This is a genomic window from Enterococcus sp. DIV1639a, assembly GCF_050530445.1.
Lineage (GTDB): Bacteria > Bacillota > Bacilli > Lactobacillales > Enterococcaceae > Enterococcus_B > Enterococcus_B hirae.
Map to the genome: position 1 here is coordinate 2,342,748 of NZ_CP172886.1, position 26,140 is coordinate 2,368,887.

General features: G+C 37.7%; 25 protein-coding genes. 5 read left to right on the top strand and 20 right to left on the bottom strand.

Annotation, left to right across the window (positions count from 1 at the left end; genetic code table 11):
* Positions 1 to 36: 36 nt before the first annotated feature.
* Positions 37 to 1,224 carry a toxic anion resistance protein gene (locus IGJ32_RS10735; protein WP_010720829.1) on the top strand — a complete coding sequence of 396 codons (1,188 nt, stop codon included), beginning with the start codon at positions 37 to 39 and terminating at the stop codon, positions 1,222 to 1,224.
* Positions 1,225 to 1,446: 222 nt separating this feature from the next.
* Here IGJ32_RS10735 and IGJ32_RS10740 read toward each other — a convergent pair whose 3' ends face one another.
* The 8 genes from IGJ32_RS10740 to IGJ32_RS10775 form a co-directional block, all read right to left on the bottom strand.
* Positions 1,447 to 2,826 (bottom strand): APC family permease, encoded by a 1,380-nt coding sequence (locus IGJ32_RS10740; RefSeq protein ID WP_010720830.1) that lies wholly within the window; start codon positions 2,824 to 2,826, stop codon positions 1,447 to 1,449.
* Between the two features lie 36 nt (positions 2,827 to 2,862).
* On the bottom strand, positions 2,863 to 3,729 hold the full coding sequence (locus IGJ32_RS10745; protein WP_010720831.1) for a GRP family sugar transporter: 867 nt from the start codon (positions 3,727 to 3,729) through the stop codon (positions 2,863 to 2,865).
* 88 nt (positions 3,730 to 3,817) lie between these two features.
* Positions 3,818 to 4,843: a two-component system sensor histidine kinase SapS gene (gene sapS / locus IGJ32_RS10750; protein WP_010720832.1), complete on the bottom strand. Its 1,026-nt coding sequence runs from the start codon at positions 4,841 to 4,843 to the stop codon at positions 3,818 to 3,820.
* 17 nt (positions 4,844 to 4,860) lie between these two features.
* A complete protein-coding gene (sapR, locus tag IGJ32_RS10755; protein WP_010720833.1) occupies positions 4,861 to 5,535 on the bottom strand; it encodes a two-component system response regulator SapR in 675 nt (224 codons plus the stop codon).
* 176 nt (positions 5,536 to 5,711) lie between these two features.
* Positions 5,712 to 6,326 (bottom strand): DUF624 domain-containing protein, encoded by a 615-nt coding sequence (locus IGJ32_RS10760; RefSeq protein WP_010737124.1) that lies wholly within the window; start codon positions 6,324 to 6,326, stop codon positions 5,712 to 5,714.
* Positions 6,327 to 7,181: a carbohydrate ABC transporter permease gene (locus tag IGJ32_RS10765; protein ID WP_081128456.1), complete on the bottom strand. Its 855-nt coding sequence runs from the start codon at positions 7,179 to 7,181 to the stop codon at positions 6,327 to 6,329. It abuts the gene before it with no gap.
* Entirely contained in the window at positions 7,178 to 8,089 is a 912-nt protein-coding gene (locus tag IGJ32_RS10770; RefSeq protein WP_063627525.1) for a carbohydrate ABC transporter permease, read from the bottom strand. The genes IGJ32_RS10765 and IGJ32_RS10770 overlap by 4 nt, the downstream gene beginning before the upstream one ends.
* A 40-nt stretch (positions 8,090 to 8,129) precedes the next feature.
* Positions 8,130 to 9,455 (bottom strand): ABC transporter substrate-binding protein, encoded by a 1,326-nt coding sequence (locus IGJ32_RS10775; protein ID WP_063627526.1) that lies wholly within the window; start codon positions 9,453 to 9,455, stop codon positions 8,130 to 8,132.
* 227 nt (positions 9,456 to 9,682) lie between these two features.
* Here IGJ32_RS10775 and IGJ32_RS10780 point away from each other — a divergent pair, with 227 nt between their 5' ends.
* Positions 9,683 to 10,513, top strand: a complete 831-nt coding sequence (locus tag IGJ32_RS10780; RefSeq protein ID WP_081128452.1) for a manganese catalase family protein — start codon at positions 9,683 to 9,685, stop codon at positions 10,511 to 10,513.
* Between the two features lie 280 nt (positions 10,514 to 10,793).
* On the opposite strand, the gene IGJ32_RS10785 is transcribed toward IGJ32_RS10780, so the two are convergent.
* From IGJ32_RS10785 to IGJ32_RS10805, 5 genes are all read right to left on the bottom strand, one after another.
* The gene (locus IGJ32_RS10785) at positions 10,794 to 11,195 is read right to left on the bottom strand and encodes an organic hydroperoxide resistance protein (protein ID WP_053766289.1); all 402 of its coding nucleotides are present in this window, start codon (positions 11,193 to 11,195) and stop codon (positions 10,794 to 10,796) included.
* Between the two features lie 153 nt (positions 11,196 to 11,348).
* Entirely contained in the window at positions 11,349 to 11,555 is a 207-nt protein-coding gene (locus IGJ32_RS10790; RefSeq protein ID WP_010720841.1) for a hypothetical protein, read from the bottom strand.
* Positions 11,556 to 11,557: 2 nt separating this feature from the next.
* A complete protein-coding gene (locus tag IGJ32_RS10795) occupies positions 11,558 to 13,093 on the bottom strand; it encodes a phosphomannomutase/phosphoglucomutase (protein WP_342082050.1) in 1,536 nt (511 codons plus the stop codon).
* Between the two features lie 18 nt (positions 13,094 to 13,111).
* On the bottom strand, positions 13,112 to 13,567 hold the full coding sequence (locus tag IGJ32_RS10800) for an arginine repressor (protein ID WP_010737119.1): 456 nt from the start codon (positions 13,565 to 13,567) through the stop codon (positions 13,112 to 13,114).
* A gap of 72 nt (positions 13,568 to 13,639) precedes the next feature.
* Positions 13,640 to 14,278 carry a GyrI-like domain-containing protein gene (locus IGJ32_RS10805; protein WP_081128448.1) on the bottom strand — a complete coding sequence of 213 codons (639 nt, stop codon included), beginning with the start codon at positions 14,276 to 14,278 and terminating at the stop codon, positions 13,640 to 13,642.
* A gap of 213 nt (positions 14,279 to 14,491) precedes the next feature.
* On the opposite strand from IGJ32_RS10805, the gene IGJ32_RS10810 reads away from it, so the two are divergent.
* Positions 14,492 to 15,865, top strand: coding sequence for an MFS transporter (locus IGJ32_RS10810; protein WP_010737117.1), 1,374 nt, complete (start codon positions 14,492 to 14,494; stop codon positions 15,863 to 15,865).
* 78 nt (positions 15,866 to 15,943) lie between these two features.
* Positions 15,944 to 17,050 carry an NAD(P)/FAD-dependent oxidoreductase gene (locus IGJ32_RS10815; protein WP_342082051.1) on the top strand — a complete coding sequence of 369 codons (1,107 nt, stop codon included), beginning with the start codon at positions 15,944 to 15,946 and terminating at the stop codon, positions 17,048 to 17,050.
* A gap of 136 nt (positions 17,051 to 17,186) precedes the next feature.
* Here IGJ32_RS10815 and IGJ32_RS10820 read toward each other — a convergent pair whose 3' ends face one another.
* From IGJ32_RS10820 to IGJ32_RS10845, 6 genes are all read right to left on the bottom strand, one after another.
* A complete protein-coding gene (locus IGJ32_RS10820) occupies positions 17,187 to 17,786 on the bottom strand; it encodes a LysM peptidoglycan-binding domain-containing protein (protein ID WP_010737115.1) in 600 nt (199 codons plus the stop codon).
* Positions 17,787 to 18,490: 704 nt separating this feature from the next.
* Positions 18,491 to 19,663 carry a tRNA epoxyqueuosine(34) reductase QueG gene (gene queG, locus IGJ32_RS10825; protein WP_181915106.1) on the bottom strand — a complete coding sequence of 391 codons (1,173 nt, stop codon included), beginning with the start codon at positions 19,661 to 19,663 and terminating at the stop codon, positions 18,491 to 18,493.
* A gap of 24 nt (positions 19,664 to 19,687) precedes the next feature.
* Positions 19,688 to 20,434, bottom strand: coding sequence for a hypothetical protein (locus IGJ32_RS10830; RefSeq protein WP_034699908.1), 747 nt, complete (start codon positions 20,432 to 20,434; stop codon positions 19,688 to 19,690).
* A gap of 303 nt (positions 20,435 to 20,737) precedes the next feature.
* Entirely contained in the window at positions 20,738 to 21,688 is a 951-nt protein-coding gene (locus IGJ32_RS10835) for a metal ABC transporter substrate-binding protein (protein WP_063627531.1), read from the bottom strand.
* Between the two features lie 47 nt (positions 21,689 to 21,735).
* Complete coding sequence (locus IGJ32_RS10840; RefSeq protein WP_010720851.1) at positions 21,736 to 22,587, bottom strand: metal ABC transporter permease; 852 nt, start codon at positions 22,585 to 22,587, stop codon at positions 21,736 to 21,738.
* Positions 22,584 to 23,330, bottom strand: a complete 747-nt coding sequence (locus tag IGJ32_RS10845; protein WP_096708742.1) for a metal ABC transporter ATP-binding protein — start codon at positions 23,328 to 23,330, stop codon at positions 22,584 to 22,586. The genes IGJ32_RS10840 and IGJ32_RS10845 overlap by 4 nt, the downstream gene beginning before the upstream one ends.
* A 245-nt stretch (positions 23,331 to 23,575) precedes the next feature.
* Here IGJ32_RS10845 and IGJ32_RS10850 point away from each other — a divergent pair, with 245 nt between their 5' ends.
* Positions 23,576 to 24,949 (top strand): amino acid permease, encoded by a 1,374-nt coding sequence (locus tag IGJ32_RS10850; RefSeq protein WP_010737111.1) that lies wholly within the window; start codon positions 23,576 to 23,578, stop codon positions 24,947 to 24,949.
* Between the two features lie 234 nt (positions 24,950 to 25,183).
* Here IGJ32_RS10850 and IGJ32_RS10855 read toward each other — a convergent pair whose 3' ends face one another.
* Complete coding sequence (locus IGJ32_RS10855; protein WP_342082052.1) at positions 25,184 to 26,074, bottom strand: LysM peptidoglycan-binding domain-containing protein; 891 nt, start codon at positions 26,072 to 26,074, stop codon at positions 25,184 to 25,186.
* Between the last annotated feature and the right edge of the window lie 66 nt (positions 26,075 to 26,140).

Genomic DNA, 26,140 nt, shown 5'->3' on the forward strand with positions numbered 1-26,140 from the left:
TATCGCATCACATTGAACCACGAGGAGGAGTTTTAAATGGATAATAAACCTAAAGAGGTAACACCTGTAAATGACACGTTAGATGATCTGTTAAATAATCCGTTCTCTACCCCAACAGATAAATTAACCCAAACACAACAGTCAGAAATCAATGCTTTGCAAGAACAACAAACCGCTGCACGCTTGATTGATAAACTACCTGCTGAACGACAAGAGCAAGCCAAAGAGCTAGCAGCTAAAATCGATGTTTCAGATGCACAGTCGGTGATCAGCTACGGTTCTGCTGCTCAAACGAAGTTAAGTGAATTTTCACAATCCATGTTAAATCATGTACAGGCACAAGATATTGGTCCTGTCGGAGATTCATTGACTGAATTGATGTATCGTCTGCAAGAAGCAAATCCTGATGAATTACGAGCTGGCGAAGGCAATATTTTTCAACGGATGTTTGGCAAAGTAAAACAATCGATCTATGAAGTGACTGCAAAATATCAAAAGATCGGTGCCCAAATCGATAAAATCTCTGTTAAGCTAGAAAAAGAAAAAGACGGGCTTTTAAAAGATAATTTGATGCTCGAACAACTCTATCAAAAAAACAAAGATTATTTTGATGCACTGAATATTTATATCGCAGCTGGCGAATTGAAGATGGAAGAACTTCAAACAACGATCATTCCTAAAGCAATGAAAAAAGCCGAAGAAACAGGCGATCAAATGGATGTTCAAATCGCAAATGATTATACTCAATTTCTAGATCGTTTAGACAAACGAACACATGATTTACGTTTGGCAAGACAGATCACTATCCAGCAAGCACCACAGATCCGTTTAATCCAAAATACTAACCAAGCGTTAGCAGAAAAAATCCAAGCATCAATCGCAACAGCGATCCCTCTATGGAAAAACCAAGTAGTGATCGCCTTGACGTTACTTCGCCAAAAAGATGCGGTAACCGCCCAACGTCAAGTTTCTGAAACAACCAATGACCTATTGAAGAAAAATTCAGAAATGTTGAAAATCTCTGCTATTGAAACAGCAAAAGAAAATGAACGTGGGATCGTTGATATTGAAACCTTACAAACAACTCAAAATGATTTGATCGAAACAATCCAAGAAACATTACGCATCCAAAAAGAAGGGAAAGAAAAACGTCGTCATGCAGAAGTCGAACTTGGTCATATGGAAGACGACTTGAAACAAAAATTACTCGATTTAACACAATAAGACTATTTTGCATGGATCATTCAAAAAAGGCTCTATACTTTTTGATGTTGGTGAAATTCGCCAACATCTTTTTTATGCTTTAAAAGGATAGAAAAGACACCCCGAAATCCTTCAAAATGAATTTGGCTAACCAATTCATCGAAGGACTCAAGATGTCTTACACTCGTCTTATCAAATTACGCTATAGGTTCTAAACCTAGGTCGTTTAGAAAGAACGAATCATCAATTTTGTTGATTCATTTTACTATGTTGGTACCCATAACCAAAGTAAATCACTAATCCAATCGCCATCACGATACCAAAGACGATCCATGTGACTGGTTGTAAACGAAGCATCAATACCAAGCATGTACCGATAGATATGATCGGTAATATCGGTACAAATGGCACTTTAAATTCACCGGCTTTTGGTTTACCAAACATTTTTCTTAGTTTAAGTAATCCTAAGCTGACTAACATCAAATAGGTCAACGCCATGATGTTTGTTAGTTCAGCGAGAATATTCAATGGGAAGAAACCAGCGAAAAATAAAGCCGCTACCCCAGCTACAAAAGTCGCCTTTCTAGGCGTCCGATGCTTTTCATCGATCTCTGTCATAAATTTAGGTAAAAGACCGTCTTTACTTACAGCAAACAATAACCGAGCTAGCGAATACATCATAGAAATCGTTACGGTCAAGAGCGTCAAAATGGCACCGACTGCAATCACAGCTCCGATTGTTCCATGACCAACGTAACGCATCGCAAAGGCAACTGGGTCACTGACCCCTAATTCAGTAAACGGAACAATCCCCGTTAAAATCAAGGTAACTACGATGTATAAAGCTGTGGCAATCAAGATCGAACCAATGATCCCTCGAGGAACGTCTTTTTGTGGCTCTTTCACTTCTTCGGCTGCCATTGCAACTGAATCAAATCCCAAGAAAGCGAAGAAGACTAGAGCTGCTCCATCTAAAACGCCTGAAAAACCAAATGGTGTAAATGGTTGCCAGTTTTCAGGTTTTACAAAGAAAATCCCTACAACGATAAATAATGCAATAATACCGAATTTCACAAAAACCATGATATTATTCAATCTTAATGCTTTTTTGGCTTCTAAAGAAACGATGTATGTCACAAATATGACAACGAACACTGCGATCAAATCGACATAGGTGCCATTGTCAGGATTATAACCACTGGTCAAGGCTTGTGGTAAATGGACTCCAAATCCTTCCAAGAACCCTTGAACATAACCAGACCAGCCGGAAGCAACCGACGAAACTGCTAATAGAAATTCGCCAATCAACAACCAACCTGTTAACCAGGCGGCAAATTCACCAAAAACAACATAAAGATACGCATACGGGCCACCAATGACTGGCACACGTGAGGCAAACTCAGCAAAGCTTAACCCCGATAAAATGACAACGATTGCAGCTAAAACGAATGAAAGTGACAGTGCTGGACCCGCATTTTGATTGGCCGCAACCCCTGTCACTACAAATATTCCTGTGCCGATAATTGCGCCAATTCCAAGCATAATTAAATCGGACGTTTTCAGATCTTTCTTCATCCCACTTGTGTGGTTGAGATTGATTTCTTTCTTACGAAACAAATCCATGGCAGTACCTCCCTATTTTAGGTTGGAAAACGGCCATTAAGCCGTTTTCATATACCCTAAAATGATACCACCTAAAATGACTAAAAGGCAACCGACAATAACGTAAACAAGTTCTTTTTTCGTTTTCTTTTCTCCCAAAATGAAAATACCACCTAAAGTTGAGATGATAATCCCCATCTGTGATAATGAAAATCCAACAGCTAAACCAAGTGATTTAACAGTTAAGAGCATGCACACGTTCCCAATTCCCCATAGCAAACCACAAATCATGTTCTTCCAAACAAATTGATCCACTTTAACTTTACGAAAGGCAAAGAAACTTGCACCTAAGATCATTCCGATACTTTGAGGTAAGATGATTGACATCGCATCCAAGTTAGCCCAGTTCACAATGATCGTATAAACACCATAACCAATCGTTGAATAGATCAATGCTCTAAACCCTTTACCAAAATCAAGCATTTTATTGTCAGTATCAACTTTTCCTTCATCATCTTGGCGAGCTGTTAAATAGGCACCGCTAACAAGAAGTGCTAAAGCTAGGATACCGTATACATAATCTTTCGTTTGTGTCCATTCATGAAAGAAAACGGCTCCCGCAATCGTATTCAAAATTAATTGAAAACCAGTCGATAAAGGCAAACCAACAGAAACGCCCATAAATTTCATTCCATGGAACTGTCCGTTTTGACCAACACTCCAAGCTAACCCAGAGAGGAATCCAATCAAGAAAATCCATGGTGTGATTGTTGGGCTAACGATGAAAAAGACAACTAATGAAAAGATAAATGCACCAATCGTCATCCCTAATGTCTGTTGATTGGCATCGCCACCAATTTTCCCGCTTACTAAACCAATACTTCCCCATGCTACCATAGGGATTAATGCTATTAAAATTTCCATAACTAATCTCCTTTTATTTCACATGATATGAAACTTATCAGCGAAAACGTTCACAACACAAGAAGTTTTTTTCGATTCTAACTATTTTCTAACGTTTCTCATTATAGAAATTTAAGATTGGGAAAAACAGGGTCATCGTTGTTCCCTCTCCTACAATTGATTCAGCAAGTAGTTGGATCCCAAGTTTTTCAGCTAAGGATTTAGCCAAATAAAGCCCTAAACCAGTAGAATGTGTTTTACTCAATCGTCCATTAGAACCTGTGAATCCTTTGTCAAAAATCCGCGACAAGTCTTCTTTAGGAATACCGATGCCCGAGTCTTTGATGGCTAAAGAGATCCCTTGTTGGTTCTTTTCGATCGAAATGATGATTTCTCGATGGTCAGGTGTATATTTAATCGCATTGCTCAAAATTTGTTTGAATATAAAAGCTACCCACTTGGCATCTGTTAAAACTCTTTGATCTTCTCCAATAATCTCATACCGAAGATTTTTTTGAATAAAGTAATTCGCCTGACTGCGGATCACTGGCTGAATGATGCTTTTTAATTCATACTCTTGGATTAAATAATCTCTCGAAAAACTATCCAACCGTGCATAATAAAGAACTTGTTCTACATATTCATCGATTTTGGCTAGTTCGTTTTCTAATAGGGTATATTTTTGATCATCAATATCAAATTCAATCGAACGCACCAAGAGTTCAGAGGCTGCTAAAGGCACCTTGATTTCATGGACCCACGAATCAATGTAATCTTTTTGATCCTGTTGGTTACTAATCGCCTCTTGCATGACTTCTTGGTGCTCACGGATCAATTGATTGATATAATCTTCGACTAATTTTTCTTCTTCTGTATGACCGCCACTCAAATAACTTTGTAGCGGAGATATTTGTTTGAGATCGGCAAGTTTTTCCCACCAATGACGTTTACTTAAATAACGGACAAGTAAATAAAAAAACAAAAATACGGCTTGAATAAGCGCCAGATAGCCAACCATCGTCCAGTCGACTAAAATATTAGGTGCTAACCACATGACAAAAATCGTTAGCAAGACAAAAAAGAGCCAGCCTAAGAGCAACGACCATTGATCCTTTAAGTATTTAAAGAAATTCATTATTTATTTTCATCCTTTCAGGGAACAATATAGCCCTGCCCGACTTTTGTTTCGATATATCCTTTGATCCCTGCTTGTTCGATTTTCCGACGTAAACGATTGATATTGACTGTCAATGTATTGTCATCAACAAACCGCTCATCATCCCATAATGCTCTCAATAACTTTTCTCTGCTAAGGATTTTCCCATGTTGCTTCATCAAGATAAATAATAATCGGTATTCGTTCTTACTTAAATCGATGATTTCACCGTTGATTTCCATACTCCCATTATCAACATTCAACGTGATCCCATTATGACTCATGACTTCACTCGACAGTTCCCCATAATTGTATGAACGTCGCAATAAAGCATTGATTTTGGCAATCAGCACATCAATTTGAAAAGGCTTGGTGACAAAATCATCTGCGCCCATATTCATCGCCATGATCATATCCATATTGGTATTTCGACTGGAGATGAAAATAATCGGCACTTTGGAGACTTCTCGAATTTTTTGACACCAGTAGTAGCCATCAAAGACCGGAAGATTGATATCTAATAAAACAAGTTGAGGTTCTTCTTTTTCAAAGTCTGCAAATACTTGATTAAAATCAGAGGTACCGAACGTTTCAAACTGCCACTTTTCCAGTTCTTCCATGATGAGTTGGCGGATGATTTCTTCATCTTCTACAACCATAATTTTTGCCATCTTGTTGTCCTCCTACTTCTTTCTTGCTATAACCATAACAAAGAAGGCCGAACGTGACAAGTAACCATATTTTCAACTATTTCTCTCTCCGTACGCCTTACATCTGAAACGATGGGTTTATTCCTCAATATTTAGTCAGGTAGTTGATTCTTTCATCGCAAATTTTTTGACTATTCTTAAACTTTTGAAGGGCTCTTTATTTCTTTCCGTCCAAAAAACAAAAAAGTTTGTAAATAAAGCAATGAACTTCCTCCGACTAAAACCACATAAATAGGTCCCAGGAAGAATAAAAAAAGCAGTAGTAGCAGGGTTCCCCCTAAATGTAAGAGAGCGTTTTTCCATTGATAAAAAAATAAAATAAAAGCAGTAAAAAGAGGGACTTCGTTTGCTCTCTCTAGTTGGAGCAACATACGGTAGCTAACCATCACGATACTTAAAAAAAGGACACTTAACGAAGCATACATCAATATCAATCCCCATGCTCCGCCCCAGTAAAGAAAAATACGACTATCAATTAGTAAAAGCAATAAATAGAAACTGACTATGAGGTCTTGCTTACGATAGGTCAAAAAATTATGACGAAGTTCTTGCCAAAACAACGTATGGATCTTTTTCTCTTCGTTTTTGTGGTAGTGATAAATGGTAGACATAACCGTACGACTAGCACTGCCAATTGTCAACAGCGGTAAGCTAGTTAATAGCCATAAGAATTGCAAAATAAGCAATGACGGAATCCATTCAATGACTGTCAAAAAATGCTGATTGATTTTTTCACTATGAATTTTATTCATTTAGCCTTTTGACCCTCCTGTCAAATCCATTCCTTCAATAAAGTAACGTTGCGCAAAGAAGAACATCAAAATCGTTGGGATCAAAACAAGTGTGGCTCCTGCCATCAAATAATTCCATTGAGTCGTCGCCTGATTTTGGAAAACTTGCAACCCAATCTGTAAAGTATACTTCTCTTGATCTTGGATGTATAATAACGGCCCTAAAAAATCGTTCCAAGCCGCATTGAATGAATTGATCGCAATCGTGATTAACGCTGGTTTAGTCAGCGGCAGCATCAGACGGCTCCAAATATAGAAATGATTTGCTCCATCGATTTCTGCCGCTTCAATTAATTCATCATTGATGGATAAATAAAATTGACGCATCAAAAATATATTAAATGCATTGCCGAAAAATGATGGAACGATCAATGGTAAATAAGTTCCTACCCAGCCTATTTTTGAGAATAGAACATATTGGGGGATCATGGTCACAAAACCTGGAATCATCATCGTAGAAAGGACTAAAGCAAACATTAGCTTTTTTCCTGGAAAATCTAATTTCGCAAACCCATAAGCAATGAAGGAATTCGAGAGAACATTGCCAAATACCACTAAGACTGTGATCAATAAAGTATTCCTTGCATAACGCCAGAAGGGGAAAGCAGTAATTGTATCCAGATAGTTTTGCCAAACAATTTTTTCTGGAAAAAAAGTTGGAGGATAACGTACGATCTCTTCCATTGGTTTTAAAGAAGTAAATACCATCCACAATAATGGTGTGATCAATACGATCCCGATAGCCATCATGAGGAGATAACTAACGATTTTTTTGGTTTGGCGGTTAACACTTGTTCTTTTGAAATATTCCATCATTTGCCATCACCTCCAGAGTAATAGACCCATCTAGGTGCCAGTTTCAAATTAATAAAAGTCAATACTAACACGATCAAAAATAGGATCATTGACATCGCCATTGCGTACCCCATGTCGAATGCGACAAAAGCTTTATTCCACATGTGAAGATTATAAAATAGTAAAGAGTTAGCTGGTCCACCTGTTCCATTTTTAGTCATCACATAAGCTTCTTGAAAAATTTGAAAAGAACCAATCGTTGAAGTAATCACATCGTAAAAGATAATCGGTGTGATCAATGGCAACGTGATATTTTTAAATTTCCCCCATACGCCAGCACCATCAATCGCTGCTGATTCGTATAAAGAGCGTGGAACGTTTTGCAAAGTCGCTAAATAAAGCAACATTGCTCCGCCAGAACTCCAGATTTTCATTAAAATCAAAGCTGGCTTTGTCCAGTTAGGATCAAACAACCAGGCTGGTCCAGAAATATTGAACCAACCTAGAAACGTATTGATCAACCCGGCAGAAGGTGAAAGCAGTTGCATCCATAAAATATAAACAGCAACACCAGATAGGACTGCAGGTAAATAAAACATCGTTCGGAAAATACTGATACCTCTGATCTTTTGATTTAAAATCGTTGCTAGAAATACGCTAAATATTGTGGTTAAAGGAACATTGAATAGGACGAAATACACTGTATTGTATAATGATTTCCAAAAAAGATCATCGTGTAGAAACATCCGTCTAAAATTAGCTAATCCAATGAAATTCATTTTAGAAGTCAAATTATAATCAGTGAAACTTCCGATAACAGAAAAAAGCATGGGCCCTAACATAAAGACGACAAAGCCAATAATAAAAGGCGAGATAAATAAATAGGCCCATCTTGCCTCTTTTTTCTTTCGGATTGATAAACGCTTCATTTTCTTGCCTCCTTTTTTCTTTCAATTAGTCAACAGTTGATTAGTTATTTTGTTTTACTAGATTCTCCACCGCTTTTTGAGCATCAGCTAAACCTTCTTTTGGTGTTTTTGTTCCTAAGAGAATTTGATCGATTTGTTCGTTCACTAGTGTCGTATAATCTGGTGCTGCTAATGGGACAGGTGTAATGACCGTATTTTTGAAATTCTCATCAGCCATTTGATAGATCATTCGTCCCTTGTCACTTAGCTGTTCATTCTTCACTAAGTTCTCATTGGCTGTTTTACTTGCCATGATATCAAAACTCTTTTCGCCAAATTTTTCTTGAACTTCTGGTGAAGAAAGATACTTGATAAAGTCATAAGAAGCTTCTGGATCTTTTGCCCCATAAGGTACTTCGAGTACAAAGCCGCCGCCCCATGACCAATGACCAGAACCTTTTTCTTTTTCTGGAAGCGGAATGACACCAAAATCAAAATCTTCTGGAGCATTTTCCATCAAGCTCGAATAATAATTGATATTTTGGGCACGCATTGCGACTAAACCTGAGATGAATGGATCAGAAACACCTGAGCCAAATTCTGCCTCTAATTTATTGATCGTATCTTTCCCATAATAGTCTTGCCAATCTTGGATCCACTCTAATGCTTCAACTTTATTCTTCGTATCGATTTTGATTTTGCCGTCTTGATCAAACCAGCTTGTCCCATTATCTGCATTTAATGCCCAGACATCTGCCCCTAAATTCCATAAAGGATAAAATCCAATTCGTGTGAATTCTTTTTTATCTTTTTTATCCAATTGATGGGCGGTTTTTTCTAATTCATCCCATGTAGTTGGTAAATCTTTTTCAGCGATTCCTGCTTCTTTAAATAATTTTTTATTATAAAAAATAACTTGAGTATCTGTGTTGAACGGAATCGCATATGGATCACCTTTGTACTCCACTGTATCCCACAATTGTGGATAAAAATCTTTTGAGGTCTCTTCATCTACATATTTAGATAAGTTTGTGGCCTGTTGCGCTTCAGCTCTTTGAGCAACTGAATTGATATCTTGAACAATCACGTCTGGTGCATTCCCCGCTGTAATCGCTGACAATGATTTGGTCCAAATATCCCCCCACGGTTGGTATTTATAATTTACTTGGATCTTATCTTGTGATTGATTGTAATCGTCAATGATCTCTTCGATCACTTCTTTACGTGCTCCTGATCCCCAAAATGACCAGAAATCAATAGTTTTCTTCCCGTCACTTGTTTTTTCAGATGAACTAGCTGCGTTTGACTTTGCACTACTTGAACCACAACCTCCCAACAAAAATAATGCTGTACTTGCCAGCACCCCAGTAACTAACAACTTTTTCATTTTATCCCTCCATTTTTTAATAAAAAGGTTATCTTTCGCCATTTGCAACCGATAACATTTTAATATAACGATATCATTTTAATCAGAAAATAACAATTTATTAGGCGTGTCTACTCATATATCAGATTAAATCTGTCACCGTACTTTTTCTAAGCATTTCCTTTGTGTTTTCTCATTTTAAAGCGCAGAATGTAAATGTATTAATAAAAGATTAGGAGGAATTTTTGATGTTCAGACACCAAAAGGAACTACAGTTTGAAGCAAAACCAGATCGTCCGAATCCGTTAATCGCAAAATATTTACAAGAGCTTATCGGTGGACAATACGGAGAAATGAGTGTGGCAATGCAATACTTGTTTCAAGGTTGGAGCTGTCGAGGAGAAGAAAAATATAAAGACATGTTAATGGATATCGCAACAGAAGAACTTGGACATGTCGAAATGTTAGCAACGATGGTCGCACGATTATTAGAAGATGCGCCAGTTGAAGACCAAGAAGAAGCAATGAAAAAAGATCCTACGATCGGCGCAATCATCTCTGGTATGAATCCTCAGCATGCAATTGTCGCTGGCTTAGGACCACGCCCTGCTGATAGTGTTGGCAACCCTTGGAGTGGCGGTTATATCGTTGCAAGTGGAAACTTGTTAGCTGATTTCCGTGCCAATCTAAATGCTGAATCTCAGGGACGGTTACAAGTCGCTCGTATCTATGAAATGATCGATGACCGTGGCGTCAAAGACTTATTAGCAGTCTTGCTTGCAAGAGATAGTTATCATCAAAACTTATGGGCAAGTGCCGTGAAAGAATTAGAAGAAAATGAAGGCTCCATTCTTGTACCAAGTACGTTCAATCGTGAAAACGAACGAAAAGATATCGCCTATGACTTTTATAATTTCTCAGAAGGTGATGAAAGCAGCAAAGGTTCTTGGGCAAGTGGCGAAGCCTTAGATGGTGAAGGCGAATACCAATGGTTAGCAGAGCCAAAAGTTGAAGGTGATAAGCCAAAATTACAACGGGTTACACCAAAAATGTATGGGACACCGCCAAGTAAAAAATAAAACATGCAAAAGTGGTTATGTCCAACATCCTTTGGGTCCTTACCACTCAACAGAATAAAAATAAGAATGATCGACCAGCAAGCCATTGCTGTCCTACTAAAGACAGTAGAAATGCTTGCTGGTCGATCATTTTTAGCTTCTATTGGCATTTATAAGCCAAGAATAGTTTGAGACTCGTCACCATCACTTTTAGGACCGATAGAAAATTCTACCGGTCCTGTTTTTTATAAAAAAGTACTTATCTAAAGGTACTTACTTCTTCCTCAGATAGAAAAATCGTTTAAACTGTCACTACCTCAACATCAATATTTCCTCTTGTCGCTTTTGAATAAGGGCAGTAATCATGGGCATCTTCCGCTAATTGCTTGGCTTGTTCCTCGCTCACATCGTCAACATGTACTTCTAAGACCACACCGATTTTATAACCACCTTCATCAAGTGTATAAAGGGAAACTCGTGCTTTAACTGTGGAGTCTACGGTCAAATTTGCTTCTTTGATCATATGTTGCAGCGCACCATTGAAACATGAGGCATAGCCCGCAGCAAATAGTTGTTCCGGATTTGTTCCTTCAGCATGGATGCCTGGAGGAGTGATCTTCATTTGCATTGAACCATTTGGTGCTGCTACTTCGCCTTCTCGTCCGCCATGATTGATCATCGCTGTTTCGTATAATTTTTTCATTGTATTGCTCCTTTCGATATGACACTTCGTCTATTACCAGTGTAAGCATATCCAGCGATTTGTTCAAAAATTCTGCTCCTAGATTCATACTGCAACGATTGATGACTTCTTGATTAACATGAGCATTTTAGTTTATTTTCTCATGAAAGTTACTTATTCAAAAACAAGGATGCCATCTTCAATGATTTTTCCAAAAAAGAGAAAAATACCACTCGTAAATAATAAAGTCATGTTTGTTCCCAAATAAATAGCTAATTTCTCTACACAATTTTTGATATGATTGATTCTAAGATAAAGAAAAACTAAAAAATTAACACCATAAACTAATACAGTCAAAAAAATTACTATGTTCGCAACCATTTTTACTTTTCATTTCCCTTCGCTTCCTTAGTATCCACTATCAGTGGTTCAACATTTGAGTATTTCTTTAAATGTTCCGCAAGTAGCTGTAAAACGTGTTGATTTTTTCCAACTTCATCATTTTCGATCTGGAGCACCAGTAATGGTTCATGCAAACTTGCTCGTAATAAAAACCAGCCATTCCCATATGGTTCTTTTAGATCGTAACGAATTCCTTCTTCATTTTCCGGATGAAATACCAGTCCCTCTTCGTTCAATTCGTTTGCTAGCCCTTGAATAATTGTTGCCCCTTGTTTTTTCGGATCCTCTCCACTAAGCCTTAACCTAATTTCTTGTACTTCTTGTGGCTGTTTTAAGTCGTGGATAATCTCTTCCAACGTTTGTTCTGTTTGTTTCAGTTCTGGCAAAAGCATCAAAATTTTTGCAATGACATAGGCACCATCATCTAAAAAATAATTTTCCTTGAATGCTGCATGCCCACTTGTTTCAATCGCTAATGGAACATCGATTCCTTCTTTATTGCATGCAATTGCACGATTGATGACATTACGATAACCTGAAATGTAACGATCTTGTCTGCCACCTTTTTCTTCAATAAACGTTTCTAGGTGATTAGACGTTGGTGAATTAGTTACGATCGTCGCTCCAGGGTATTCTTTTAACACGATCGTACTTAATAAGGCGATCAAATTGTTACGATTGATCACTTGACCACTTGCACTGACTACTGCCGAACGGTCAACATCCGTATCAAAGATCACTCCTAAATCGGCTTGACTTTCTAAAACAGCTTGCTTGATACTTGCCATGGCTTCAGCATTATCTGGATTCGGGATATGGTTCGGAAAATGACCATCGGGCTCTAAAAATTGCGAACCTGTCGTATCTGCCCCTAATCGTTGTAGTACTTTTTCAGCAAAAAAACCACCGGAGCCATTTCCTGCATCGACGATGATCCGCCAGCCAGCTAACGGTTTTGTGTCAGACATTCCTTTCTTTCTAATACCACTTTTGATTTTTTGAACTAAGTCTTCTGCATAAGGTGTTAACAGATCAGCTTTTTGGACTGTCCCCTTATGATTGGTTTTATTTGGTGTTGTTTCTGATAAAATAAATGCGATATCTTCTTTTTCTGCGCCGCCATTAGCTGTAAAAAACTTCATGCCGTTAAAGTAAAACGGCAAATGACTAGCTGTTAGCATCACACTTGCATCACAATGGAATTGAGAAAACTGAGTAGCCATAAACATCGCCGGTGTCGTAGCTAACTCAAAATCAAGAACATTTATGCCTTGTTCGATTAATCCGTCAATCAGCGCTTTTTCTAACGTTGGACCACTGATTCGACTATCCCGCCCCACTCCTACCGTTAATTTACCTTCTTGATATTTGCGTGGATGATCCCTTTTTAACCAATTAACCAAGCCACAACTTATTTTTTGGATTTCAGCTGGTGTCAAATTAGCTGAATGTGTTTCCGTCGTCATGGCAATCCCTCGAATATCAGATCCGTTTTGTAGCGCTTTCAACAAAGACATAAATCATTCTCCCTTCTTTTATTCCCTCATTCTTTCTAATTTTTCTGCAAAATCTTGTGCTTCTTCTTCCGAACGGCAAATCACAATGAATGTATCCACTCCAGCAATCGTTGCAACAACTTCTGGATAAGCGACTTCATCTAACCAATTGGTTACGACATCCGCCCCATCTTTTTCTGTTAGCACCACGATCATAAATTGAACAACTTGTATTTTCAAGACTTCTCTTTTAACAGCTGCTTGTAGTCGTTCTTCATGTAACGTTTCAGCAGGCTGACTGAATAGATTGTAACGAACTTGCTTATTTTCATCCGTAGACTTCACTAACTTCAGCTCACGGATATCACGCGAAATAGTTGCTTGAGTGGCTGTCACCCCTGCGTCTTGAAGACAAAGCAATAGTTCTTCTTGTGTGCTGATTGGTTTTTCTGTGATGATCTGACGAATCAATGCTTGTCGTTGGATTTTTTTCATAGCGGACACCTCTTGTCTTTGATTATAGCAAAAAAATAATCGTTTTTCTGCTTTTTTTGGTATTTTTTACTTTTATTTTTTTAGTTGATTTTTTGGCGCAATCTTGACACGCAAAATCGTTCTCAGTTTTTCTGGGTTGGCTCTGCGCGGATCCCCTAAATAAATTTCTTTATGTTCTTTAGCTATCCGTTGATACCCCTGCTCTTCGATAAACGTTGTTAATTTTTCAAAGGTTTGTGGCTCATCCTCATATGGTCCCACATGAAGCATCTGAGCGACTAATCCTTCATCCATGCTACTAAATACTACTTGGTCGAACAAATCATTGGGAATTTTGTCCGCTACACGTAGTAGAGCCTCATGTGCAACTTCTTTCGTCACAAATTCAGGTTGTTTGATCATGATCTGATAAGCAAAATGACTCTTCTTCATTACTTTTTCTTGCAAATAAGCTTCTTGTAATCCCCAATGTCCTTCTAATGGATAAACAGTGTAGGGAAGATAGTTAGGAATCTGCCAATTTTTCTTTGGGGCCATTCGGATCACATAACTAACAGCATATAAAGCTGCCACTCGTCGCTGAAAATCGTCTTCATTTGGATCCCCTACTCCTTTTATGCTAAAAAAATTCTGTGGGGATAACGTTAAGATCTGTGGCTTTTTTTTACTACTATAACCTGGTTCCGTTTTTTTCCAATCAATCGTAGCCATTTTTTCCTCCTGCGATGATTTATTCTCTACTATCATAACTCTTTTCAAAAGACTTGGCTAACCTGGTTGACACTTTTTTTACCTCTATGCTAGAATAAGCGATGGAAATAAATCGTACAGATAACACGTATATTACGTGTCGAGAGAGAGGCGGTTTCTATTTTTATAATAGAAATCACTCTCTTTTTTTACGAAATTTTTTGAGGTGAGGATATGACAAAACAAAAACAATTACTCTTAGTACCTGCAGTCATCGCAACCGGCATGATGTCTTTTGCGGGAGTGTTGATCGAAACAGCAATGAACGTCACATTTCCAACGTTGATCAACCAGTTTCAATTAACGACTGCACAAGTTCAATGGGTGACAACGATTTACCTGCTGATGATCTCGATCATCGTGCCATTATCAACTTATTTAACACGAAATTTCAGCCTTAGAAGTCTCTTTTTACTTTCAAACCTGCTTTTTTTAGCAGGAATCATTGTTGACTTCTTTTCTCCGACTTTCTTCATTTTATTACTTGGTCGGCTTTTACAAGGGGCAGCTACCGGGATTGCTTTACCACTAATGTTCCATATTATTTTGACCTTTGCGCCTATGAACCGCCGCGGAGCGATGATGGGGGTGGGAACACTGACCACAGCAATTGCTCCGGCTATCGGGCCAACATATGGGGGAATCTTAACTTCAAATTTCACTTGGAATCATATCTTTCTTTTCTTGATTCCTATTTTGATTCTTTCTCTTGGCATCGGCTTAGTTGCTATTCCTTCAATGCCCGTTCAAAAAAGTGGGCGTTTGGATGTGTTGAGTGTATTTAGTTTGTGTTTATTATTTAGCGGCAGCTTAACGTTTTTGAGTATGCTCGGACAACCACTTAGTTGGTTTGCATTACTTATAGCAATTATTGGTGGAATTCTGTTTTATCAACGAACAAAAAAAGCCGATTATCCATTGATCCAACTAACCATTTTTTCCAATAAAACATTTCGCTTGTTCTTATTTAGCTTTTTAATCTACCAGTTCTTATTGCTAGGCGTTTCTTTTGTCTTACCAAATTTTGTTCAGATTGTTCAAGGAAACAGTCCTTTCATCGCTGGAATCGCCATGCTGCCAGGAGCTACGATTGGCGCTGTATTATCGCCGTTTTCTGGAAAACTGCTTGATCAACACGGTCCCAAAAAACCGATTTTTGCCGGATTACTCCTTGCTCTTGTTGGTTGGTCCGCACTAGTCTTTCTTCTAGGACATGTTTCATTGCTATTGTTGATTACTTGCCACGTGATCTATATGATAGGGATTGGTTTGTCTTATAGCAATATGATGACCACTGGGATGAATGCTTTAACGGATGACTATCAAAGTGATGGCAATGCTGTTTTTAATACCTTACAACAATTTTCTGGTGCCGTTGCTACTTCATTAGTGGCAATCATTATCAACCTTATTCAAGCGCATGCTGATTTGAGCTATAAAGTCGCCACGACATTCGGTTCACAAGTTGCTTTAGGTGTATTACTTCTTCTATTAGTTATCAGCTTTATCTTATTTATTCGTTATAGTTTAACTACAAAACATTCATGATTGATTGAAACGGCAGTCGTTTGCAACTGCCGTTTTTTTGTGCAAAAATACAATTTGTAAGTAAAGGAGGAATCAAACATGGAAAAAATCGCCATTATCGGTGGTGGAATCATCGGTATGACATTAGCCAATTATGTAGATACCACAAAATACAGCATCACCTTATTTGACCATGGAATCGGTCAGGCAACCAAAGCAAGTGCGGGAATCATTTCTCCATGGTTATCCAAAAGAAGAAATAAAACATGGTATCGTTTAGCCAAAGACGGTGCGGCATTTTTCCCAAAATTAGTGCAAGATTTCGCACTTGATCCGACCATTTATGCTCGTTCCGGTACACTCTTGCTTCGACAAAAAGAACAATTAGCAGAATTACTTGATCTTGCAGAAGAACGAAAAAAAGAGGCACCTGAGATCGGAGAAATCCATTTATTAAAAGCGGATCAAACAGCTGATTTACTTCCTTTATTAAAACCGACCCCCTCTTTATTCATCACTGGTGGTGGCCGTTTAGACGGAAAAGCTTACCTTCATTATTTAACTGCACGCTTGAAAAGGGCTGGTGTAACAGTAATAAACGATAAGATTCGCCTACAAAAAAGGAGTGATGGTTGGCTGATCCTCGGAGAATTTGGTGAAGAACCGTTTGACCGGGTCATTTTGACTCCTGGTCCTTCCTTGAAGCCTTTATTGGAGCCATTAGGCTATCAGGTCGATCTTCGTCCTCAAAAAGGGCAGTTGATCGCTTTTACTACTCATCAGCTACAAAGCCAAAAATGGCCTGTTGCCATGCTAGATGGAGAAGCAGACCTCATTCCCTTCAATGACGGAAAAATCTTATTGGGCGCTACACATGAAAATGAGAAAGGATGGGATCTGACTCCTACTAATGAAGCATTTTTACAGTTGACTGAACAGACAAAAGCTTTTTTTGTACAACCAGAAAAATTACTTTCACAGCCTTATCAGTTACAAGTAGGAACGAGGGCATATACGTCTGATTTTGCTCCGTTTTTTGGTCCTTTATTCGATGAACCAAATCTGATCGTCGCAAGTGGACTCGGTTCTTCTGGTTTGACGACTGGTCCTTATATCGGTTATCTCTTAGCTGAATTTATAAACACTGGTACGTGGCATGGAACGGACTATCAAAAAGATCTCCATAACTACATCAAGAAAACCTAAGATGAACAAAGAGATAACTATTTCATTCATCTTTATTTTTCGTCATTACTGTCTCATCCCTAAACAGCAAAAAAACCAAGAAATCGAATGACACGATTTCTTGGTTTTGTCTTTTTATTAGTATTCAATAATCGACTTAGTACCAGCCGTTTGCTAACCAGAATGCTTGAGCAGCATCCCATGAGCCATAACGTGATGATACATATTGATCAGCTACGCGTTCTTGGTTTGCAGCAGAATAGTCACCATTTAAGTATGATGCATCTAATTGGTAACGTCCGATGTAACGGCCGTTAGTTGCTGTGTAAGAACCGCCTGATTCTTTATTCGCAATCCATTCTTTTGCAGAACTTGAATTGCTTGGAGCTGTTGCTGTTTGAGCAGCTGGAGCAGCAGGTGTTACTTCAACTGTTTTAACTGGAGCAACATATGTATGTTCTTCCGTTACTGTTTCAGTTGTTTTTGGTGCTTCGACTGTTTTTGCTGAAGCATCACTTGAAGTCGGGATCGTTAATTCTTCGCCAACGTAGATGCGGTTGATGTCTTTGATACCATTTTTTTCAGCGATTGCATCGATCAATGAGTTATCTCCAACAAATTTTTGTGAGATTTTTGATAGTGAATCACCTGATTTAATTGTATAGACTTCGTCAGCATGAGCAGTTGTTCCTACAAACATTGCAGTTGCACCAGCAGCAAAAGTTGTTCCTAAAACGATCTTCTTAATTGAATTCATGTTTATCTCCTTTTTTTTCCATGTATTTATCAACGTCATTAACTTTATCATCTAGAAATATTTCATAGGTAAAAGAAATATGACATTTAATGACAAAATATCCTAATTTTTAACATTTGTAACATAACTCTGGACAAAAAAGTACGACTAAAGTCCTAGAACCCTTATCTCATAAGAAAGAAACCGTTTTTAACATTTTCTTATAAAGTTTAGAAAATCTTATATTTTGTAATATTTCTAGTATTTTTTTTTAACTTTTTTGATTTTTTTATTTAATTTATCCTTTTTTTTAGTAATTATGTGTCAAAACGACAAAAAATTGAGTAATTATTACAACCTTTACTAAAAAATTTTAGGATAAGTTTTTTAATATTTTTGAAATTTCTGGTATTTCTAGATTTTTTGCTAAAAAAACCGATAGTATTCTATTTTTTGAACTGCTTCAATTACAAACGAGTCGAACATTCAGTGGATTATACTACTCTAAGTATTGAAATTTTCTAATACAGATTCTTTTTATTATTTAGTTATGATCCATTATTTTACTTCAATCAATAAAAAGACTAGAACAAACTAACTGTCCTAGTCTCTTTGTCGTACTACGCTTGTTTTAGCATAATACTCTATTTTTTTCTTATTAATAGAAGTGAAAGGAATCTTGTACATAAAATTTTCTCTTATTCGCTCGGAGCTGACCGCTTCTTTCATGTCCTCTTTTTTCGCTTCGTTTTCTTGGCTAACATTTCTTGCGCTTCTATAATTTCTGTGATCACTTCTTGGTCTTCTTCGCGTTGTTTCATTTGCTCTAAAGTTTCCAACCATTTTTCTGGTTCTTTTCTACCTAAACGCCCAATCGACCAAGCAGCGGTTGCTCGAATAACCGGTCGAACATCACTTAAACAGCTTTCGATCTCAGGTAAAGCCGAAGTATCCCCAAGGTTTGCTAAAGCAATCAAAGCATTTCTTTGCAATGGTTTTTTCCCTCGCCATGAACCAGCTAAATGCCCAAACTGTTGTTTAAACTCTTTATTTGATAAAGAAAGCATTGGTTTTAATTTCGGATAGACTTCATCTACTTTTGGTTCCATTTCTTCATGGAAATGGAAATCTTTCCCTTGATTATAAGGACAGACTAACTGACAGATATCGCACCCGTAAATGACATTTCGCATTTTTTTCCGATACTCATTTGGCATTAGCCCTTTGGTTTGGGTCTGATAAGATAAACATCTTTGTGCATTCATCCTGCCATCGCCTAACAAAGCTTTTGTCGGACAAGCTGTTACACAACGAGTACAATCACCACAGCCAAAAACACCTGGTTCATCAGGTTCAAATACGATATTGGTGACAATTTCTCCAAGATACACGAATGAACCGTATTCTTCTGTGATCAGCAACCCATTTCGACCAATAAATCCTAGTCCTGCTCTTTGTGCAACAGCCACATCTACTAATTCTCCAGTATCCACTTGTGGGGCAAACCGCCAAGCTTCTTCTTGTTGCCAGACACTTGCTCTGCTTTGGATAAAAGTGATCAATTGATTGAGACGGTCACGTAAAATATCATGGTAATCGATTCCCCAAGATGCCCGCGCAAATTGTCCTCTTTTTTCATCTTTTGGGACCTCTTCATGGATCTTGGTTGGATAAGCTAAAGCAATAGCGATAATCGATTGTGGGCGATCAAAAGTTTTTTCTAAATATAAACGTTCTTCAATCACTGGATGTTCAAATCCCGAAGTATGTCCAGCGGCTTTTTGTTCTTCTAAAGACTCTTTTAAATAATCAAAGGGTTCTGCCGTCGTAAATCCGATTTTATCAATACCTAAACGTTTGCTTTCTTCAATGATTTCTTCTTTTAAGGTTTTTGTCATCTTTTCCACCTATTCAAATAATTGCTAGCGACTATAAATTCCGTAATAAAGCCGATCTCTTTTTAGTTGGACAAATTGGATCTGTTGATCTGCGATCTTTCGTTCTTCCATCCATCTTTTTCTAGTAGCAAAGATTTCCCAATAGTTGAGAGACAACCATTTTCTTTGGTTATCTAGCGCTTGAAAAAAGTTGAGCGATACTGGCTTAGTATGCAACAATTCATGCAATCGAACCTGTTCTACTGCGGAAAAAGTGGATAAATCTCTGGAATATAATGTTTCTTCGTAGAGATTCTTTTGCTGCGAGTAGGTAAATGTTTGTGGAATATCTCCTGGGCGGGCAATCAAAACCAAACGATTATAGAATGTATTCATTAGTTTACTATTTGCAATAAACGAACTTTTATAATAAGCCGATTGAATTTTTTCAATGACCCCTTCTGTCCCCATTGTGGAAAATAATGCTGGCCATGCCTTGATATTGATTTCATTATTTTGTTTCACTAATACTCCTGGAATAAATCCAACAGAAGAAATCGAGACAAAATAACCAATTCCAGTCTGTTCATCTAATGGCTGAAATTCATCAAAAAGCCATTTCCCCGGATAACGTTCTTCTACATCCGCTTCACTTGGACTTGCTATGAATAATTTAGCCATTTCTGTTTCAAGAAATTGAAGGTCTTGATCTTTATCAGAGCTATCCTGTTGTTCGATCACTTTAAGGATTTCTTCTTTGATTAGTTGTTTATCTTTACGCGTAAAATTCATAGCTTTACCTTCCTTTCTTATCTTTAACTATAACGGAAAACAACAAAAAAAGGTATCCGAAACTAACAAAAAGCAGACGTTTTTTTTATTTTTTTACTTGCAAAATAAGTGAGCCTTCGCTTGATTTCCTTTCCACATAAATCAGGGTAAATGAATCCTCCTGCTTCTTGTTTTTTTAATCTTGATTTTTAGCATAAATAAGCCGAAGAAATCAAAATCTAACGAACTGATTTTGATCTCTTCGGCTGGCTATTAGCACGCATTCTTTTCTAGTTTTTTTGAATGAAAGTTATTTTGTACCATTTATTTTTCTTGAGTCAACCCATCATGGATCGTTCGGATATTCCAGTCCATCATCTTATAATAAGAATCTCCTGGTTTGCCTTCCTTATCGATAGAGTCTGTATATAATCGATCATAGATAGCTACTCCTGTTTCTTTCGCTACACGTTCCATGCTTCTAGGATCAACACTTGTTTCGACAAACAAAGCGGGTACTGCAGAGTCTCTTACTTGATTGATGATTCGTTTCATTTGTTCAGGAGTTCCCTGACTTTCTGTATTGATTTCCCAAATATAACTTGCTGGGATTCCATAAGCTTTGGAAAAATATTTGAACGCTCCTTCACTCGTTACTAATAATCTTTTATCTTCAGGAATTGTTTGAAAGTTTGTTTTAGCTTTTTCATCCAATTCGCTCAACTTTTCAATATATTTTTTTGCGTTTTCTTCATAGACTGCTTTATTTTCAGCATCTTTTTCTGAAAAGATACGGGTAATTTCTTCTACATACTTCATCCCATTCGATAAATCTAACCAGGCATGAGGGTCAGCTTTACTCTTGGAAGTCCCACCTGATAAATAAATGGGTGTTACTTTTTTACTCACTGCAAAATAATCTTTCTCTTCTTTTTTATGTGTGGTTTCCATTAAATTTGTAAACCAGCCATTACCAGTTTCTAGATTTAGCCCATTATATAAAATCACATCGGCATCACTCGCTTTTTTGATGTCTTCTGGTAACACTTCATATTCATGAGGATCTGTTCCTACAGGCACGATACTATGAACAGCTACATGTTCCTTTCCTACTTCTTTTGCCATATCCGCTAAGATAGAGTTGGTTGCTACAACATTCAATGTTTCTTTAGTCGTTTCTTTATTAGCTTCCTGCTTTTCTTGACTGCCACAGCCCACTAACAAAAAGAAACTTGCGAACATTACCCAAAAAATCCGATAGTTATTGGTTTTCATCTCATTACTCCTTTTTTCAAATGATTTGTTTTACATGATCATTCTTTTTACTCGCTTTTTATGACCCGTTTATGAGCAAAAAAGATTCCCTTAGAAGGTGAAAAGCAAAATGCCAACAGAAAGAATAGCGCGCAAGCTAAAACGATGGTTGCACCGGAAGGCCAGTTATAGCTATAACTAAAAAATACCCCTAAGATTGCACTTAATACACCAACTGTTGATGAGATAGCAATCATTTTCACTAAACTATTCGTTAATAGATAAGCTGTAGCAGCTGGTGTGATCAACATCGCAATCACTAAGATCGTCCCTACTGTCTGTAAACTAACCACTGCGACTAACGTCAGGAAAAACATGAGCAAATAGTGGATCAAGGTAATATTTAGCCCATAAGCTTTAGCCATCATCGGATCAAAAGAAGTAATTTTGAGTTCTTTATAGAAAATGAACACAAACAATAACACAATACCGCTAACGATCGCCGTCATCTGCAGGTCGCTTTCTCTCACCGCTAACACATTTCCAAATAATATATGGTACAGATCCGTAGCACTTTGGGCAAAAGAAATCAAAATGACTCCTAATGCAAAGAATGAACTAAAGACGATACCGATTGCTGTATCATTTTTTAATCGACTTCGTTGGGTGACAAAACCAATGAGTCCTGCCGTCAACATGCCGAAGACCGTTGCACCTAAAATATAACTAAAGCCAAACATGTAGGAAATTGCTACTCCTGGTAAGACCGCATGTGAAATAGCATCTCCCATCAACGACATCCCTCGTAAGATGATAAAAGATCCGATCACCCCGGAAGCCAAACCAACGAGCATTGATGTGAACAATGCATATTGTAAAAACTGGTAGTTCATCATTCCTTCAATAAACGATTGGATCATTTTTCTTTTGCTCCTTTCACTAATTGCCCGATCACTTCACCATAAGCAATCTTCAGATTTTCTGAAGTAAATGTAGTTGCAACAGGTCCGGCAGCGATCAATTGCTGATTCAATAAAATCACTTCATCAAAATATTCTGTTACTTTGTGCAAGTCGTGATGAACAATGATGATCGTTTTACCTGCTGCTTTTAATTCTTTCAATATTGAAAAAATTTTTTTCTCACTTACGGCATCAATCCCTACAAATGGCTCATCAAGAAAAATCCATTCTGCTTGTTGCGCCAATGCGCGGGCAATAAAAACACGTTGTAACTGTCCACCCGACAATTCGCTTATTTGTCGCTTCCCATACGAAGCCATACCGACTTTTTCTAATGCTTGCTGTGCTCGTTCTTTTTCTTTTTTTCCCGGACGTTGTCCCAACCTTAATGATGGATAAGTCCCCAATAAGACCATACCTAACACATCAATTGGAAAAGATAGATCCAATTCATTTCGTTGTTCAACATAAGCGATTTTTTTACGTGCTTCTTTTAGCAATGAACCGCCAAAAGAAATTTCTCCAGATACTTTGGGAATCAAAGCCAGTATAGCTTTCATAAAAGTTGATTTTCCCGCACCATTTGGACCGATGATCCCAGTGATTTTTTTGGGTTGGATCATTACATCAACTTCGTTTAACGCTAACTTTCCTTGATAAGCAACGGTTAATTGCTGGATATTAATGATCGCTTCTGACACATTCTCCACTCCTTTTAGGTTTACCTAACTTTTTATTTAACTATAGTTTAACTAAAGACGAAAGCATTTTCAAGTATCCCGCATGATTTTTTTTACAAGAAAGGCTCGCAATTTGTGAGAACTTTCTGTAAAATCACATCAAGAGTTTTAAAAGCAAATTGTTTTTATTGATCGTTTATTCGTTATTAATGTCTATCATTTATTCGTATTTGCTTGTTTTACTCAAAAATGAAAGGAGTTTTAGTATGGAAGAAGAAAAATTAACTCGAAGCCTTAGTGCCCGTCACATTCAGATGATTGCACTAGGAGGAACGATCGGCGTAGGATTGTTTATGGGTGCTTCCTCAACCATTCGTTGGACAGGTCCCTCAGTAATGGTTGCCTATGCTGTCGCAGGTCTCTTTCTTTATTTGATCATGCGAGCACTTGGCGAAATGCTTTATGTCGATCCTTCAACGGGTTCTTTTGCGAATTATGCTAGTAATTATCTTCATCCTGTCGCTGGTTATTTAACTGCTTGGAGTAACATCTTTCAGTTTATTGTTGTCGGGATCAGTGAAGTCATTGCAGTCGGTGAATATATGAATTATTGGTGGCCTCATCTGCCAACAATCATTCCTGGGATTGTTGTCATCCTCTTTTTGATGCTTGCCAACTTAGCTTCTGTTAAAGCTTTTGGTGAACTAGAATTTTGGTTTTCAATGATTAAAGTCGGCACGATCGTTTTGATGATTCTGGTAGGGCTAGGTGTCATCTTATTTGGCTTAGGAAATCAAGGCCAAGCAGTCGGGATCTCTAATCTTTGGAAAAACGGCGGTTTCTTTACCGGCGGAGTAAAAGGTTTCTTTTTTGCGCTATCCATTGTTGTTGCATCTTATCAAGGAATCGAGCTGATCGGAATGGCCGCTGGAGAAGCTGCAAATCCGAAAAAAACGATCGTTGAAGCTGTTCAATCAACTATTGGACGAATCTTGATTTTTTACATTGGTGCTATTTTTATTATCGTAAGTATCTATCCATGGAATCAATTAGGCACAATAGGTTCCCCATTTGTTCAAACATTTTCTAAAATCGGGATCACATTTGCTGCCGGATTGATCAATTTCGTCGTCTTGACGGCTGCCTTATCTGGGTGTAATTCGGGTATTTTCAGTGCCAGTCGAATGATCTACACCTTAGCAATCAATGGAAAAATGTCGAGGAAATTTTTAAAACTAACCCGTCATGGCGTACCTTTTTATCCAGTCGTAGCGATTTCTAGCGGGATATTGATTGGCCTAGTTTTAAATTACCTGTTACCTTTGTTTGTGAATCATGCAGAAAATATTTTCGTTTTTGTCTATAGTTCCAGTATTTTACCGGGGATGGTTCCTTGGGTAGTTATCTTACTTAGTGAGATCCAATTTAAAAAACAACACCCAGAAGAAATGAGAGATCATCCATTTAAAATGCCATTATCACCTTATACCAATTATCTTACTTTATTATTTTTAGCCATTGTCTTGATTTTTATGTTTATCAATCAAGAAACAAGAATTCCATTGATTATTGGTCTCGTGTTTTTGTGCTACATGACGATTCATTATTTTCTACGTGAACGAAGACTGAAAAGTCGCTAATCTTCATCAAAAAAGCAGGGCTTCCCATCAAATGGGTTCCTGCTTTTTTATGGTCTAAAATAAACAAAATTCCTACTATTTATTTATGTATCACTATCTTACTATTATCTATATCTTTTATTCAGTTCACGATGAACTTAAACAAACCATTTCAATTCAAAAAAATAAGCTAGTGTCCAATCAATTAATTGGTCGCTAGCTTATTTTTGCTGATCAAGGCATCTTGTCAGTGGCTTAATTCAATTTCAATACTTCTCCAGGACTGAAGAAATAGCTGTCCATCGTCATCCCATTCAATGATAAAAGCTTATCAACTGGTATCCCTGTACGTTCTGCAATCTGGTTTGGACCTTCTCCTTGTTGAACGACAGTAGTAGCAGCTTGTTCATTTGAAGTAGCACTTGCTGTCTGTTCTTCGGTTCCTTGGGTAGCTTGACTGGAAGATTGTGTCGTTGAGTCAGTCGTCTGAGAAACACTAGTTTCCGTTTCACTAGTTGTTTGACTGCTTGACGTTTCTGCTTGTACCGAAGCACTTGTTCGGAGATAGATATCAGAAATTTTAGCTACTTGTTCCGTATAATCTGCTGAAAGTTGGTTGATCCAATTTGCAAGATCTACACCTTCTTTGGTTGGTGCTGCTTGATACGTTGCTTGTAATTTGCTGATCCCTTCATCAGAAATAGCTTGTAGCGCTCGAGCCTTTTGATTAGCAATCGCAGACAACCCCATCACACCGTTTTGATTGTTCTGAATCTCAGCTTGGTATTCTTCGATCAAACGAGGTGTTTGTTCTTCCAATTTCTTTGTATAATCTGTCATAATCGTTTGTAACTGATCTGTCAGTGTGCCTGTTTTCGATTCTTGAGTCGAACTTGCAGTTTCTTTATTTTTTGGTTTCGTTGTGGAAGAGGCTTTTTTTGTGGTAGTTTCGCTTGTTTTTGCGACCGAACTTTCTGCACTCGAACTATTCTTCCCATGGAAATAAAGAGCTGTAACAGCACCTATAAGGACCAAGCAAACGGCAACAGCCGAACCAATTTTGATCAATCGGCGTTGCGTTTCTTTTTTCTGTTGTTGTCTACGAGCCATTCGGACATTGACTCTTTGCTCGTTTTCTTCGTTCATTTCTTTCACCACCCATTAGTATATAAAATAGCGTTCTCAATCCTACTTTAATCCCATTGTAGCAAA